This window comes from Pseudomonas sp. Irchel 3F3 (assembly GCF_900187545.1).
Taxonomy (GTDB): Bacteria; Pseudomonadota; Gammaproteobacteria; order Pseudomonadales; family Pseudomonadaceae; genus Aquipseudomonas; species Aquipseudomonas fortuita.
The window spans coordinates 486,864-502,345 of record NZ_FYDS01000005.1; the positions used below are offsets into that span (position 1 = coordinate 486,864).

Below are 15,482 nucleotides of genomic sequence, written 5' to 3' on the forward strand. Positions count from 1 at the left end.
AACTTACAATTTTGAAAGGTAAGTGCACCTACTTCACTCTAAACAAAAAAGCCCACAACACGTGTTGTGGGCTTCTCTTTAGCGGAGGCTGTTAGCTAACCACTTCGGCCTCGTCGCCGTCTTCATCTTTGCGGTGTGCCCAGTGATACAGGGCAGGCAATACCAGCAAGGTCAGTGCGGTGGAGGACAGGATCCCGCCAATCACCACCGTTGCCAATGGACGCTGAACTTCTGCACCGGTACCGGTGGCCAAGGCCATCGGGATGAAGCCCAGGGACGCTACCAAGGCTGTCATCAAAACAGGTCGCAGACGGGTCAATGCGCCTTCATCGACTGCCTGCCTGAGCGTTCGTCCCTCCTCCCTTAGCCCACGGATGAAGGCAATCATCACCAGGCCGTTCAGTACTGCAACGCCGGATAGTGCGATGAAGCCAACACCTGCCGAGATCGACAGTGGGATATCCCGCAGCCAGAGCGCCACGACACCACCGGTGAGTGCGAATGGAATACCGGTGAAGACCAGCATGCCGTCCTTCAGGTTGTTGAACATCAGGAACAACAAGGTCATGACCAGCAGCAAGGCGACTGGAACAACGATCTGCAGGCGTTTGGCTGCCGATTGCAGCTGCTCGAACTGGCCACCCCAGGTCGTCCAGTAGCCCGCAGGGATTTGCACCTTCTTATCCAGCGAAGCGGTCGCCTCCTGAACGAAGGACCCCAGGTCGCGGCCTCGAACGTTGGCACTAACGATGACCAGACGTTTGCCGTTTTCGCGGCTGATTTGGTTCGGGCCCAGTTGCAGATCCAGATTAGCGACCTGGGACAGTGGGATGAAACCAATCTGATTGGCACCCTGAGCCGCATTGGCAGGTACCGGGATCAGCAAGCTGGACATTCCCGCTACGTCGGTGCGAACGGTCTCTGGCAGGCGTACTACCATGTCGAACCGACGGTCGCCCTCATACAGCGTGCCGGCCTGGCGGCCACCCACGGCGATAGCGATCGAATTCTGAACATCCGCGATGTTCAGACCGTAGCGTGCTGCTTTTTCGCGGTCGATGTTGATAGTCAGCACCGGCAGGCCGGATGTCTGTTCAACTTTCACTTCCGACGAGCCCGGTACCGCTTTGAGCGCTGCCGCGATCTTGTTGGCGGTGTTGTTAAGCACGTCCATGTCATCGCCGAAGACCTTCACAGCGACGTCACTACGTACGCCCGAAATCAGCTCGTTGAAACGCAACTGGATTGGCTGCGACAACTCATAGTTGCTTCCTGGAACACCCGCAGCGGCCTTCTGCACCTCAGCAATCAGCTCATCGCGTGGCTTCTTGGGGTTAGGCCACTGATCCTGAGGCTTGAGCATGATGTAGGCGTCAGAGGCGTTTGGCGGCATTGGGTCAGACGCAATTTCTGCGGTACCCGAGCGTGCAAACATCCGCTCAACTTCAGGCACCTGCGCTATAACCGCTTTCTCCAGACGCTGCTGCATCTCGACGGACTGAGTGAGGCTCGTTCCAGGCACACGCATGGCCTGAAGCGCAAAGTCGCCCTCACTGAGGCTTGGGATGAACTCGCTACCCATACGACTTGCCAGTACACCGCTGAGCACGACCAAGGCTACTGCGGCCGAGAAAGCGATGTTCCGGTGTCCCAGCACCCATTGAAGAACCGGCTCATAGCGCAGTCGAGCTGTGCGCATGACCACGCCTTCCTCTTCCTTCACCTTGCCAGTGACGAACATGGCAATAGCTGCAGGAACAAAGGTAACGGACAGGATCATTGCACCCAGCAGCGCCATCACGACGGTGAAGGCCATCGGGTGGAACATTTTGCCTTCGACGCCGGTGAGGGCGAAGATCGGCAGGTACACCACCATGATGATCAGCTGGCCGAAGATCAGCGGCCGGCGAGCTTCTCGTGCCGCGGCAAAGACCTCGTGGAAGCGTTCGGTTTTGGTGAGCATGCGGCCATGCTTATGTTGCGCATGAGCCAGTCGACGGATCGCGTTTTCTACAATAACCACGGCACCGTCGACGATGATGCCGAAGTCGAGTGCCCCCAAACTCATTAAGTTGGCACTGACCTTGTTGTTGAACATGCCTGTGAAGGTGAACAGCATGGACAGCGGAATCACCATCGCGGTGATCAGAGCCGCACGAATGTTGCCGAGGAACAGGAACAGAATGGCGATAACCAGGATCGCGCCTTCCACCAGGTTCTTCTTCACCGTCGCGATGGCTTTTTCAACCAGGTTGGTACGGTCGTAAACAGTCACAGCCACCACGCCCTTTGGCAGGGTGCGGTTGATGTCCGCCAATTTGGCGGCGACAGCTTGAGATACGGTGCGGCTGTTTTCACCAATCAGCATGAACACGGTACCGAGCACGACTTCGCGGCCGTTCTCAGTAGCAGCACCTGTACGGAGCTCTTTACCGATGCTGACGTCAGCAACGCTGCTGATGCGAATCGGTGCACCATCCACACTGGTGATCACGATGTTGGCGATGTCTTCGATATTGCCTACCTGACCCGGTGCACGGATGAGCAACTGTTCACCATTACGCTCGATGTAGCCGGCGCCGACGTTGGCGTTGTTACTTTCCAACGCTGCGACCAGGTCATTGAGTGTCAGCTTGTAGGTAGCCAGGCGCTTTGGATCCGGCGCAACCAGGAACTGCTTGGCATAACCGCCGATGGTATTGATCTCGGCCACACCCGGGACGTTACGCAGCTGAGGCTTGATGATCCAGTCCTGGATCACGCGCAGGTCGGTCGGGGTGTACGGCGTACCGTCCTCTTTGACCGCGCCATCTTCGGCTTCAACAGTCCACAGGAAGATCTCGCCGAGGCCGGTAGATACCGGCCCCATGACGGCCTCTACACCTTCTGGCAGCTGTTCCTTCGCAACCTGCAGCCGCTCGTTGATCAACTGGCGGGCAAAGAAGATGTCAGTGCCATCCTTGAAGATCACGGTGACCTGAGACAGGCCAGAGCGAGACAGGGAACGGGTCTGCTGAAGGCCCGGGAGACCGGCCATGGCCGTTTCAACTGGAAACGTGATCCGTTGTTCGGTTTCCAAGGGCGAGTAACCAGGCGCTGCAGTGTTGATCTGCACCTGGACGTTGGTGATATCGGGTACCGCATCGATGGGCAGCTTTTGATAGCTGTAGATACCGATACCCGCCATGATCAGAACAGCGATCATTACTACGATGCGCTGCTCGATGGCGAATCTGATGATACGTTCAAACATGAGAAATCATCCTGTCAGTTCGCATCAGTGACCGTGTTCGGCAGAAGCTTTGCCGAGCTCGGACTTGAGTGTGAAGCTGCCACTGGTTGCTACCTGGGCGCCGGCTTCAATACCGTCGATGATTTCCACGTACCCATTGTCGCGGCGACCCAGTTTTACCGGGCGGGTGTCAAAGCCATCTGGGGTGCGTACGAATACCGAAGGTTTGTCTTCAACGGTCTGCACTGCGTGCTCAGGGACCGCTACGGCAACTCGATCGGTCTGGGAAGTGACCGCAATGTTCACGAACAGGCCTGGACGCCAGGCGCCGTTGGGGTTGGTCAAGGTGACGCGGACAGTAGCTGCACGGTTTTGCTCGCCCAGCAGGCTGCCGACATAACCCACCTTCCCTTCGACCTCGACGTTCATGTCAGGCGAAGAGACTTTCACCGCACGACCAGTCGTGACCTTGCCCAGATCTGTAGGCGGGACGGCGAAGGTTGCCCAAACCTGGTTCAGGTCGGAAAGGATGAAGGCGTTGGTCGCCTCGCTTACGACTTCGCCAACGGTCAGGTGTTTCTCCACTACCACGGCGTCGAAGGGAGCTCGGAGCTCGTATCGATTACCGCCAACGGAGTTAACCGAGGCACCGATCGCGCCGACCTTCTGCTTGGCGTTGGCCAAGGAGATCTCCGCTTCTTGCAACGCTTGGCGTGCTTGGAGGTAGTCTTGCTCTGCAGAGATTTTGTCCTGCCACAGCTCTTTCTCACGCTGGAAGGTCACACGCGCCAGTTCGACGCGACGCTGTGCGGCCTGTTGTTCGCTGCGCAGGTCAGAGATCTGCTGGCTGGCGATTACAGCGAGGACCTGACCCTTTTTGACCGTCTCACCCAGGTCGGCCTGGACAGCCTCAACAACCCCAGGAACACGAGGAACCACGTGGGCAGTACGGTCTTCATCGAAGCGAATTTCGCCCGGGAAGCTCACGACTGTACCCAAGTCACGCGGCGCTGCAGCTTCCAGGGCAACGCCGGCTGCCTTGATCTGTTCGGCGCTGAGCGTCAGCTTGCCTTCTTCTTCACCGCCCTCTTCGCTGTGGCCTTCTTCGCCATGGCCCTCATCACCTTCCTCTTTGGCGGAAGATGCGGCTTTCTTTTCGTCGCCATGGCCATCGTTAGCGCCATGTTCGGCGGTACTGGCGGCCTGCTGTCCTGAACTGTTGTTCCAGGCAAGGCTGCCAAATCCGAGGGCTGCCACAGCGGCTACCGCGAGGGCGATCTTGCGTTTGTTATCCATTGCTACTCCTGCTGATCGTAGGCACCGGCTTGTTCAAGGCTGGGTGCCGAAGAAAATGTTTGGCCCGTTCAGCGAGCGCCGGCAGTTGAGCCGACTTCGCCATAAACCCTTTCCACCTGCGCACGTGCATTGGTTGCCGCTGCCAACGATTCGAGGTATTGGCCACGAGCGACGATCAAGGTGCGCTGGGCATCCAGCACTTCGATGAAGCCGAATTTGCCCATCTCGAAGCCGCGGGTTGCGGTCTCTACGGCTTGTTGGGCTGACGGCAGAATGGTCTTGTCGTATGACTCGACCTCCTGCATGGCGGTGGACCACTGGTTCAACGCGGTTTGGGTTTCGGTACGCAGGCGCAGCTCCACAGCATTGCGCTGGTCTCGGGCCTGATCTGCACGGCGAGAAGCGGAAAGAATGTTGCCCTGGTTACGATCGAACAGCGGCAGCGGCATGGACAGGCCCACAGTGTTGACCCGCTCGCGCACAGAGCGGTCGTACTGGCTACCTACGCTGACAGTAAGGTTCGGGATACGCTGAGCTTTCTCTGAACCGAGCGAGGCATCGCTCTTGTCGATCTGCACCACGGCCTGGCGCATTTCTGCGGTCTGATCCAGCTTTGCCAGCAGCTCTTCAGTCTGCGGAGGAAGTCCCGGGGAGAGGGTTGGCGATTCAAGGCGATCAAAGACGGTCACCGAGCTCCCGGTAATTTGAGCGAGCTGCTGATAAGCGGTTGTCTTTTCCGTTTCGGCACGTCGAACTTGCAGCTTGGCTTCGGCCAGCTGTACCTGGGCGCGGGTCGCCTCTACTGGGGACGACTTACCAGCACGAACACGGCCATCAACGATGCGAAGACCGCGCTCAGTCAGCTCGAGAGATTGCTTCGCCAAGTCGAGGCCAGTCTGGGCACGCAACGCGGCGTAGAAGGCTTGCACGACATCAGCACGCAGACCGTTCACGCGACGGTCCAACTCCAGCTGTGCGGCGGTCTGCCCGTATGTGGCGACGTCAACACGAGCCCCCCGCTTACCACCCAGTTCAAGGGTCTGGCTGAGAGAGACAGTCGTCTGGCTGGTGTTACGGCGGGTGTCTTCCACGTCATACGAGATTGTGGGGTTGGGGATAAGCCCGGCCTGCTTGCGAGCACCATCAGCGATCCCAATCTCTTGCCTGGCTGCGGCCAGGTTGGGGTTGGCATCCATGGCCGTCGAAAGCGCTTGGGGCAAGCTGATGCTTTGGGCAAGGGCTGCAGGTGCCATCAATCCAGAGATGACTGCACAAAGTGCTGCGATCTTCCAGGGCGAGATGGAGGTCTTGGATAAGACATTGCGGTTATACCGGGGCACTTTGATGGTCCTCGTGCACAAACTTCGATAAAGCTTGGCGAGAACGCCGAAACAGCTGCCAAGCCCCACTTGATTAGGTGATGGCACTCTAATGAGCGGTAGCTATCAGAGGGGTGGCTAGAAAATTACAATTTCGTAAGAAAGCCCTGTAATGCCCGTAAATACTGGGAATCCCAAGCCGGCTCTATGATTTCGTTACAAGCAACGGAGATGGCAAACACGCGGTGCGAAGGTGCCGAATAACAGACAGATGACGAAATTGTAATTGTCCTATCACCCTCCCGTTATCTTTGGCCTGCAAATATGAGCTCGCGCTACGCTAGGCGCGCCGCCGGGTCAGAACAACTAACGACACCCGCGCCGGTAAACATAATAAAAACTGCCGTGAATCAAAGGAGCATCGGATGAAAATCAAAGTACCACTGTATTTGGCGGCAGTTTCTGCGCTGTCTGGAAGCTATGCTATTTCGGCACAAGCTGAAGACAAGCCAGAAGGCTTCATTGAAGGCAGCAGCCTTACAGTGCTGAACCGCAACTTCTATTTCAACCGTGATAACCGCGACAGCACCGCTCCCACTTACAACAGTGGCAAGGGCAATACCAACGGCTACTCCGAAGCCTGGGCGCACGCGATCATCAGCAAATTCAACTCTGGGTTTACCCAGGGTACCGTTGGCTTCGGCGTTGACGCCTTCGCCATGATCGGCCTCAAGCTCGACACCGGTGATGGGCGCAACGGCGGCCGTAGCTCCTTCGACGTGCTGCCCGTTGATAACAAGGGTGAAGCTCGCGACGAATACACCAAGGTCGGCGGCGCAGCCAAAGTCCGCTTGTTCGATACCATCGTGAAAGTGGGTGATGTTTTCCCATCGACTCCGGTCGTTGCATCCGGCGACTCACGCCTGCTGCCAGAAAGCTTCCGCGGCGTGACCGTTGAGAACACCAGCATCCAAGGCCTCACCCTTCAGGGTGGTCGACTGCACGCCATGAGCCAACCGGTCTCTAGCAACCTGAACGACAACTTCGTGACCTTCTATGGCGGCCCGGTCAACTCGCCATGGATCGGTTACGGTGGTGGTGACTACTCGATCAACGATAACTGGACTGTGAGCGTCTACGCCAGCCAGCTGAAAGACGTCTGGAATCAGTACTACGCCGGCACCAGCGTTGTTTACCCACTGAACGACGATCTGGCGCTGATCGGTGGCTTCAACTACTACAAAGCTGTAGATGAAGGTAAAAAGCGCCTGGGTGAATTCGACAACAACATCTGGAGTGCCAAGGTCGGCGTGCGTTACGGTGCCCACACCCTGGCCCTGTCGCACCAACGCAACAACGGCGACGACGATTTCGACTACCTGCGTCAGTCGGACTCGATTTTCGTCGACAACTCCATCCAGTACAGCGACTTCAACTCGCCGAAAGAGCGTTCCTGGATGCTGCGCTATGACCTGAACTTCACCAGCTACGGCATTCCAGGCCTGACGTTCATGACCCGCTACGCCAGAGGCTCGGGCGCGGATTACTCGAACGCTAACCAGTTCTACATGCGCACCGACGACAACGGCAACCCGCTCGACAACCAGAAGCGTTGGGAGCGTGACGTCGAAGTCAAATACGTTGTGCAAACCGGTCCGGCAAAAGACTTGTCCTTCCGGTTGCGCCAGGCAACCACGCGTGCCACTGCTTTCGAATCGGATCTGGATGAAACTCGTGTAATCATCGAGTACCCGCTTTCGATTCTGTAATTCGCTAACTGGACCAGTTAATCATTGGCTGGTCCTATTAGTAAAACGAGCATTACGCATTCACCTTGAGTGGCTTAAGTGCTCCTTTGGTAAAAGGTGGATATTTGGCGCCCATTGGGCGCCTTTTTTTTGCCTAGAATTCAAGTAGGCGTTCGATTGTACGCATCGCATGCCGGTGAAGTTCATGACTACACCAATGACCAGTCTCCTCAATGTGAGCGACCTCGCCGTCATCTGAGCGGAACGAAGCCAGCACGAAGAAGAAAATAACCCAATACTTCATAAGGTCAAATCACCTGCTGGAGAGAGGGCCGCAACTGTCAAACCCAAACCGCGACAAGATATACCGCCAGACTATCAACTGTATTACCTAGAAATTACAAATCCGTCATTTGACCCCCGGCACGCTCATTTTGATTTACCATCCCTTTCAATAATGCCGGCGCGCGTGCGCGGTTAATTGCTCAGTGATATCGAGACAAAATCCCATGCGAATTCTGGTAATTGAGGATGAAGTAAAAACTGCGGAGTATGTGCGTCAGGGTCTCACGGAATGTGGCTATGTCGTAGATTGCGTCCACACCGGCTCAGATGGATTATTCTTGGCCAAGCAGCACGAATACGAGCTGATTATTCTTGATATAAACCTGCCAGAGATGGACGGTTGGCAGGTTCTTGAGTTGTTGCGCCGTAAAAATTGCCCTTCCCGCATCATGATGCTGACGGCGAGAAGCCGGCTGGCGGATAAGGTCAGGGGGCTGGAGAACGGCGCAGATGACTACCTGATCAAGCCATTTGAGTTCCCTGAGCTGTTGGCTCGGGTGCGCGCCTTGATGCGTAGGTCAGATCACCCCGCATCCGTAGAGGTCATTCGCGTCGCTGACCTGGAGCTTGATCAGAGCCGGCACAGGGCGTTCAGGGACGGTCAGCGTATTGATTTGACCACCAAAGAATTCGCGTTATTGCACTACTTGATGCGTAACACCGGGGTGGTACTGAGCCGTACGCAGATTATCTCTCAGGTTTGGGATATGAATTTTGACTGCGACACGAACGTTGTTGAGGTGTCGATTCGAAGACTCAGAGCCAAGATAGATGACCCTTTCGAGACCAAGTTGATACATACGCTTCGGGGCGTAGGGTATGTGCTTGAAAAGCGATAATTGCGAAGCTCTCTAATACCGAAAATGGGCTAAATACTCTCGTCGCATGCGCGCTTGGGGTTTCTGTTTGCGATCCGCAGCACTGATTCCTCACCCAACAAATGAGGTAGGCAATCAAGCACGCGGATGCTCGCCTTCTTCATAAAGTCGAAGGCGAGCCTGGCCATTAATGGCTACGTATGCATGGGTAAGAGTTCAGCTGATCGAGCGTCTACTGAGCGCCAGAGGCGGAATAGTCACAGCCTAGTGGTTGAACGCGGTACTGCTGGTGTACGCAGAGCTGGACTCATTGTTTTTTGAATGGCGCATTGCAGCACATAGAAATATAAAATCCCGGAAGAAAATACGATTGCGGACAGGGAAACCATTTCTGAATCTAAAACCCCAGAAATCATATACTGCTTAATCGTGACAGATCCCAGGATGATTCCAGTGCAGTACATGACCCCTGTGAACTGGTTTCCCAAAAAACTCAGGATACCGCTGAAAGCATTATTCGCACTCAGTAGAACTGCTTTCAGAATTGTCCACCCAAGAAGTGGCAGAAAAGCCTTAATCATGAAGGCGAATAACATCGATGATGCGAATAGTTTTATCGGCGTTTCTGCCCACGGCTTGATGGTACCGTCTATTTCAACGCCGGTATACAAGATCACATTCAGAGGAAGTGCCATGACGGTGCATATGCCGAGGCGTATCATTTCCCGCTTTAGTGGGGCCATCATTATCACGGCGTGAATCTTGCGTCCGATGAATCGGTTTAGTCCTTGGGTCGACATTTCTCTTCCTATGCTTTCGAGGATGACACTTTTGTAACGTTGTAAGAAGGTCACTCTTTTACCCGAAGAGAGCTGACGCTTCAACGGTTGTGGATTGCGCAGGGGGCTCATGTCCTTCCCTTACTGGGTAGCTTGCTGAGTAATCCTCATCTACCTGCGTGGCAAAGATGCATCCACCCCGTCGCCGTCAGAGCTCGGGAGGACTGGCTGCTGTCAGTAACTCATCAAGTGACGGAACCTTAGCGTTAGCACTCAGGACGAGTGTCCTGGATCGGAGTATTGATACATCATAGAAAGATTCGCACTCGACTCTTCCATTCACTTCTCTCCAGTGGGTGACTTCTGGTATCAGCTCGTTAGGCACCGGATGTAATGCCATAGGGTTATGGAAGACCTCCACTTCAGCAGACCACGGCTCGTAGCCATACTGCGGCCAGAGCTGACCGTAATCGCTGGACGCTACATCCAACAAAAATGGGATACCTCGTGATGCACCTGGAGAACGGTCGAAAAACTCACCAAACCGCAAGTATCGGTACCCGTCTAGATGAGCTCCACCTGAAATCGGCACTCGGCTGAGCTTTGGGACTGTGCAGGCATTGGTGAAAATGACCGCTGAAAGATGGGCATTTTCCCTTAGCGTAAATAGGCCGTTGGGGCGCCCTGATAGCAGAGATGTCTCTTCCTCCACAGTTATCAGCTGCATTCCACGATGCGCAGATGAGTGAACTGAAAAGCCATAGAGATAGCTGATGAGCGACTCCCTGCTCCACAGCATTGAACTGGGTGCATGGAAATCGGCTAAGGCCAGAATGAGCGGCTTACCCTCCACGTGCGGTAGGGATTCGTAACGCTTGTCCAATTTGTTTTGCATGGTCCTCGCAAACCTTTCTGCAGCCGCTCCAAAGAAGCGCTCATGTCGGTCAGCTGGTGGGGGGACCGGCGAGGCGCCAAAATGCTCATACCGCTCTTCCGGGTTGGCTGTCACTGCTTCAACCCAGGCCTCACCTCCCAGCCTATTCTCGATATGAAAATCGGGTGATTCTTTAGGCTGGGTGACCAAGAGTCCCTGCTCACGAAAAATCGCTAATAGGTGGGCCTCCCAAAGGCGGGTGTGAAAATTCTCAGTCTGGCAATCGGGAACCCAATTTCTGTCTGGAGATGGCAGTGCGAGATACAGTTGATTGAGCGCCCACGCCCCAATACGGCGGCTTGGATCAAATAGTGATTTGAACACCACGCTTGGTGTGCGCTTACCCATTCTGCTTAAAGGAGCACGTCGTCGTTCGCCTGAGGGGAGTGGAAGCGGATGGGCTTGGGTATTGAGAAAATGGCTAATTGAGGCGCGGGCTTCGGACTCGCGAGCGGTGCACTCACCATGGCTGAGGAGCACCCACACGCTATCGACACGACGCCGTAAGGTGACTACTCCGAAGCTGCCGGACTGGATATTTCGGGTTAGAGCGGCACAAGAAAGTCCGTCCTCACTAAGCCATGCCCCTACTGGCGGGCTGTCTCCAAACCCCAACCCTCGTGGAAGCGACAAAGCGATTAGATCGAACATCGGCGCAGCAATTTCTTTCATTCACTGATCTCGGCAGCCGTGAAATGCATTCCTTCAATGCCTCGGAGCGTGCCCGCCGGCGATGGCATCGGTGGAGGTACCTATTGAAGGAGGGGGCTTTGCTCCACCAGGACGTCTCGGTTGGTGAAGATGGTCTCAATGGTTGCAGCCTCGGCAGCCACATGAGTCTTGCGCGTAATCTCTTCGAGGGCCAGTTCGAGCCGGTAGTCTTGGAAATACTCGTACAGCTTTTCAGAGCTCTCGGATATCTCCTCCCCACCATTCTTTGCGAACAAGATGTGGATGATCGCTGCGAGTGGGAGGGAGATGTCGAGATCCTTCTCTTCTGCATCCGACTCCGAGTTCAAACCGTCGAAATACCTCTCCAGATGATTCTGGAGCTCCTCAAGCCAGAACTGAGATAGGTTGCTAGGTAGGGTGCTTTCAGGCCCAGCCAAAAGGACTTCATCTCTGAATCGAGCCAGCAGATTGGGGTTTGCCATGGAGGACCTCACGATTAGATTTGAGAGCAACTGGTCAGCATAGTCCACCTCAAAATGACCACCTCCTTGACGCCTATCCTGGTGCTCCTGATCCTCAGACGAGGTCTGAATGGGGGCGATCCCTCAAACTCAAATCAGGACACCGCTCATAGGAATAGAGTCGTCTCCCTTGACTCTAACTGCTACCATGGTGGCATAACGTAATCCTGCTTTGGCGAGCAGGATGCGAGTCATTGAGTCCCTCCTATCCTGAGCACCGCGTCGTCGCCATAGCCACGGATTGGGCATTTTTTTGCAGAGATCAGGTAACAGAAATGGCCAGCGCCGAACAGCTCAAAGCGCTCGTGAAATCTCACATCGAACGGGATGACAGTCAGTTCTATTCCGTAGCGATGCAGGTTGCCGCACGCGAAGCTAAATCGGGCCATGGCAAGCTCGCGACCGATCTGCGCGACATGATCGATGCTGCTAAAAGCAGCGTGAGTCTTGAAGGTCGACGCAATAGCCCCACACCCCTTGCCAAGCCTCGCGGCGAAATGGCGGGCTTGCTGAGCGTTACCTACCCAAAAGATCGTTTCGTTGAAATGGTTCTCGACGACGCAGCATCAGCTCAGTTGCAACGAGTGCTGAAAGAGCAACGAATGTTTTCTCGTCTACGAGAGCATGGGCTTTCTCCTCGCAGGAAGGTGCTGTTGGTAGGCCCCCCAGGAACGGGTAAATCCATGACTGCATCCGCTCTTGCTGGTGAGCTCGGGGTACCGCTCTTTCTTGTCCGTTTGGACACGCTTATTACCAAGTTTATGGGTGAAACTGCGGCGAAGCTGAGGCAGGTTTTTGATGCCATAGCTGAAGTCCGTGGTGTCTATTTTTTTGATGAGTTCGACGCAATTGGTTCCCAGCGTGGAATGCCAAACGATGTTGGCGAGATACGCCGGGTACTCAATAGCTTTTTGATGATGATCGAAGAAGACCAGTCAAATAGCCTAATCATTGCCGCGACTAATCACCCCGAGATCCTTGACTACGCCTTATTTCGTCGTTTCGATGACGTCATCGAGTATCACTTACCGACTGCTGAACAAGCATCGAGTCTTATTCGTTCGCGGCTTGGACATTTCGCGCCTAAACCTTTTTCAACCAAGGCCATTGGGGAAAAGGCTGCAGGTTTGAGCTATGCCGAAATCCGGCGGGCGGTGGATGACGCTATCAAAGATGCCGTTATGCACGATGAAGAACGCGTCAAAGGACAGACGCTGGGCAAGGCATTGATGGACCGCCAACTGCTCAGCCAGAAATTGGCAAAACAACGTAGCAGCGAGCCATGCCGGACAAAAGAAACGCAAAGCGTGAACACTTAATACTGCCAAAAAATTCTAAGCCGAGAGATTTCACGGCACATGCCTCTAAGGGTGGCGTAAAACCGCAGATCCCAGATTTGCCAAGGCAGCAGCATGGTGCGTCACTTCAGCATCAACTGCACGCATTGAAGCCAATGGCCGAAGCAGCTAAGAACTTTCAACAGGGGATAGATGTTGAAAGCGGCTTGGGCTTGCAAATCCAGTTCGTCGGTCAGCCCGATGTGGAAATGGCTTTCCAAAGCCTTGGTGATGAGCGCAAGAAAATCGAACTCCTCAGCGTACGCCAAGAGGGAGACCAGACCATTGCCAACGTCTTCGTCCCCGATGGCAAGCTTGACCACTTTGAGAGGATCGTTACGGAGTACCTTCAGGAGAAGAAGGACAAGAATGGTAATCCCCGAGACCACCGTAACCTAGTCAACACGATCGAATCGATTCGCAACGCCGAGTTGGAAGCGTTATGGACAGACGATCCAGATTTGCTGCCGGACGACAAATCAAAAGAGTTTTGGTGGGAGGTGTGGCTTCCGGTACGAGGTACGCGCCAGGCCGTTATTAACGATTTCACTAAGATCGTCGAAGGTAGTGGATGCGTAGTCAGCGAAGCACGAGCTGATTTTCCCGAACGAACTGTGGTGCTGATGAAAGGTTCCCAGCGCCAATTCTCGCAATCGGTGATGGGGCTCAACTGTGTCGCTGAGCTTCGTCGAGCCAAAGAAACCGCAGACAGCTTCGATGACTTGGCCAATGAAGAGCAAATCGAATGGCTGGATGAATTGGTTGCGAGAACTGATTTCCCAGCAGTCAATCGTCACGCTCCCAGGATTTGTTTGCTGGATTCTGGTGTCAATCGCGCCCACCCCTTGCTCAGTCGACTGATCGAGGAAGAGGATACTCACACCGTTAACCCTCAGTGGGGTAAGCACGATGAGGAGAACCACGGCACCGGCATGGCAGCCCTCGCAGCCTATGGCGATCTTACCGACTGCCTATCATCACTTGAACGTGTGAGCATTCATCATCGGCTTGAGTCGGTGAAGCTTCTTCCAAGCCATGGGGCGAACGAGGGGAACGCACTGCTTCATGCATCTCTTTTTGCTGAAGGGGTGGCGCGACCAGAAATTAGCCACGCGGATCGATCCAGGGTCTTTAATTCAGCAGTTAGCGCCGAGGACTATCGTGACCGCGGTCGCCCATCCTCCTGGTCTTCAAAGCTGGATAGCCTGGCTGCGGATGCCGATAACGAAGGTGAGTTCCCCAGGCTGTTTATCCAATCGGCCGGGAACATTCGCGACATCAACGCTTGGATGCTTTATCCCGCGAGCTTGAGCACCAACCTGATCCATGATCCGGGGCAGGCTTGGAACGCTCTGACAGTGGGTGCCTGTACCCGTAAAATGGACACGAGACCCACTGCCTATGAACCAATAGCGCAAGAGGGTGGGCTCAGCCCCTTCACCACAACCTCTGCTACGTGGGAAAGTGCCTGGCCATTGAAACCGGACGTGGTTTTTGAGGGGGGCAATGCTGCCAAGGACCGATATGGCGCAGCCGGGATGGCGAGCCTTAATTTGCTCACCGCCAAGAATGAGTTCGAGGCAAGACGATTCTGTACCTTTAACGCTACGAGCGCAGCGTCGGCATTGTGCTCTCGTATGGCGGCCCAAATTCTGGTTCAGTATCCGACCTTGCGTCCAGAGACAGTCCGCGCCCTGATTGTTCACTCAGCGGATTGGTCGGAAGCTATGCGCGACGCTTATCTTCCTGCTCGCCCAGTGAAATCGGACTACGTAAACCTCATTCGACATGCCGGCTGGGGAGAGCCGAGTCTTGAGCGTGCTCTTTGGAGTGCGAGCAACTCTCTGACTTTGGTGGTGGAAGATCAGCTCTATCCTTATAAGAAAGGTAAGGGGAAGATCGATACGAAGGAGATGAACCTCCACAACATCCCGTGGCCAAAGGACGAGCTTGAAGCTCTACAAGGTGCTGAGGTGGAGATGAAGGTCACCCTTTCGTATTTCGTCGAGCCGAATCCCTCTGCTCGCGGCTCCGCGTCCAAATATCACTACCCATCGCACCGCCTACGATTCGATGTTAAGCGGCCTTTGGAAGGTCCTGATGATTTTGTGGGGCGCGTAAATGCGGCTGCTGAGCAAGTGAATGAAGGGATGGCGCCGAAGGATCCCGACTGGCTCCTCGGGGGCCAATACAGGCACAAAGGGTCCATTCACCAAGACATTTGGAAAGGCACTGCTGCTGATCTCGCAAGCCGTGGCTTGCTGGCTGTGTTTCCTGGAATGGGTTGGTGGAGAACCCGGCCTAATCTCAACCGGTACGCGCTCCCCGCTCGTTACAGTCTGATCATCTCTATCAAAACCCCGGAGGCGGAGGTCGATCTGTATACCGCGGTCGAAAACAAGCTAGCAATCCTGGTGTAAAGATCGTTGAAGCGACTCACTGCTCCCGCCTCACAATAGAGATAAGGTCAATTTTTCTGAG

The 15,482-nt window shown here is 54.9% G+C and carries 10 protein-coding genes; 4 read left to right on the top strand and 6 right to left on the bottom strand.

Annotated elements, in window-relative coordinates:
- Nucleotides 1–91 precede the first annotated feature (91 nt).
- From CKW35_RS13565 to CKW35_RS13575, 3 genes are all read right to left on the bottom strand, one after another.
- Entirely contained in the window at nt 92–3,253 is a 3,162-nt protein-coding gene (locus CKW35_RS13565) for a CusA/CzcA family heavy metal efflux RND transporter (protein ID WP_049696542.1), read from the bottom strand.
- A 24-nt stretch (nt 3,254–3,277) separates the two neighbouring features.
- On the bottom strand, nt 3,278–4,528 hold the full coding sequence (locus CKW35_RS13570; RefSeq protein WP_049696543.1) for an efflux RND transporter periplasmic adaptor subunit: 1,251 nt from the start codon (nt 4,526–4,528) through the stop codon (nt 3,278–3,280).
- Nucleotides 4,529–4,596: 68 nt separating this feature from the next.
- Entirely contained in the window at nt 4,597–5,868 is a 1,272-nt protein-coding gene (locus CKW35_RS13575) for a TolC family protein (protein ID WP_135199299.1), read from the bottom strand.
- A 404-nt stretch (nt 5,869–6,272) separates the two neighbouring features.
- On the opposite strand from CKW35_RS13575, the gene CKW35_RS13580 reads away from it, so the two are divergent.
- Entirely contained in the window at nt 6,273–7,616 is a 1,344-nt protein-coding gene (locus tag CKW35_RS13580) for an OprD family porin (protein WP_049696545.1), read from the top strand.
- 488 nt (nt 7,617–8,104) lie between these two features.
- Entirely contained in the window at nt 8,105–8,779 is a 675-nt protein-coding gene (locus CKW35_RS13585) for a heavy metal response regulator transcription factor (protein WP_003253420.1), read from the top strand.
- Between the two features lie 236 nt (nt 8,780–9,015).
- On the opposite strand, the gene CKW35_RS13590 is transcribed toward CKW35_RS13585, so the two are convergent.
- From CKW35_RS13590 to CKW35_RS13600, 3 genes are all read right to left on the bottom strand, one after another.
- The gene (locus tag CKW35_RS13590; RefSeq protein ID WP_095116129.1) at nt 9,016–9,558 is read right to left on the bottom strand and encodes a hypothetical protein; all 543 of its coding nucleotides are present in this window, start codon (nt 9,556–9,558) and stop codon (nt 9,016–9,018) included.
- Between the two features lie 187 nt (nt 9,559–9,745).
- On the bottom strand, nt 9,746–11,143 hold the full coding sequence (locus tag CKW35_RS13595; RefSeq protein WP_165919289.1) for a hypothetical protein: 1,398 nt from the start codon (nt 11,141–11,143) through the stop codon (nt 9,746–9,748).
- A gap of 80 nt (nt 11,144–11,223) precedes the next feature.
- Nucleotides 11,224–11,625, bottom strand: a complete 402-nt coding sequence (locus CKW35_RS13600) for a hypothetical protein (protein ID WP_177413055.1) — start codon at nt 11,623–11,625, stop codon at nt 11,224–11,226.
- Nucleotides 11,626–11,939: 314 nt separating this feature from the next.
- Between CKW35_RS13600 and CKW35_RS13605 the strand changes: the two genes are divergently transcribed.
- Entirely contained in the window at nt 11,940–12,983 is a 1,044-nt protein-coding gene (locus CKW35_RS13605; protein ID WP_049696548.1) for an AAA family ATPase, read from the top strand.
- Nucleotides 12,947–15,421, top strand: coding sequence for a S8 family peptidase (locus tag CKW35_RS13610; protein ID WP_095116131.1), 2,475 nt, complete (start codon nt 12,947–12,949; stop codon nt 15,419–15,421). The genes CKW35_RS13605 and CKW35_RS13610 overlap by 37 nt, the downstream gene beginning before the upstream one ends.
- The last annotated feature ends 61 nt before the right edge of the window (nt 15,422–15,482 follow it).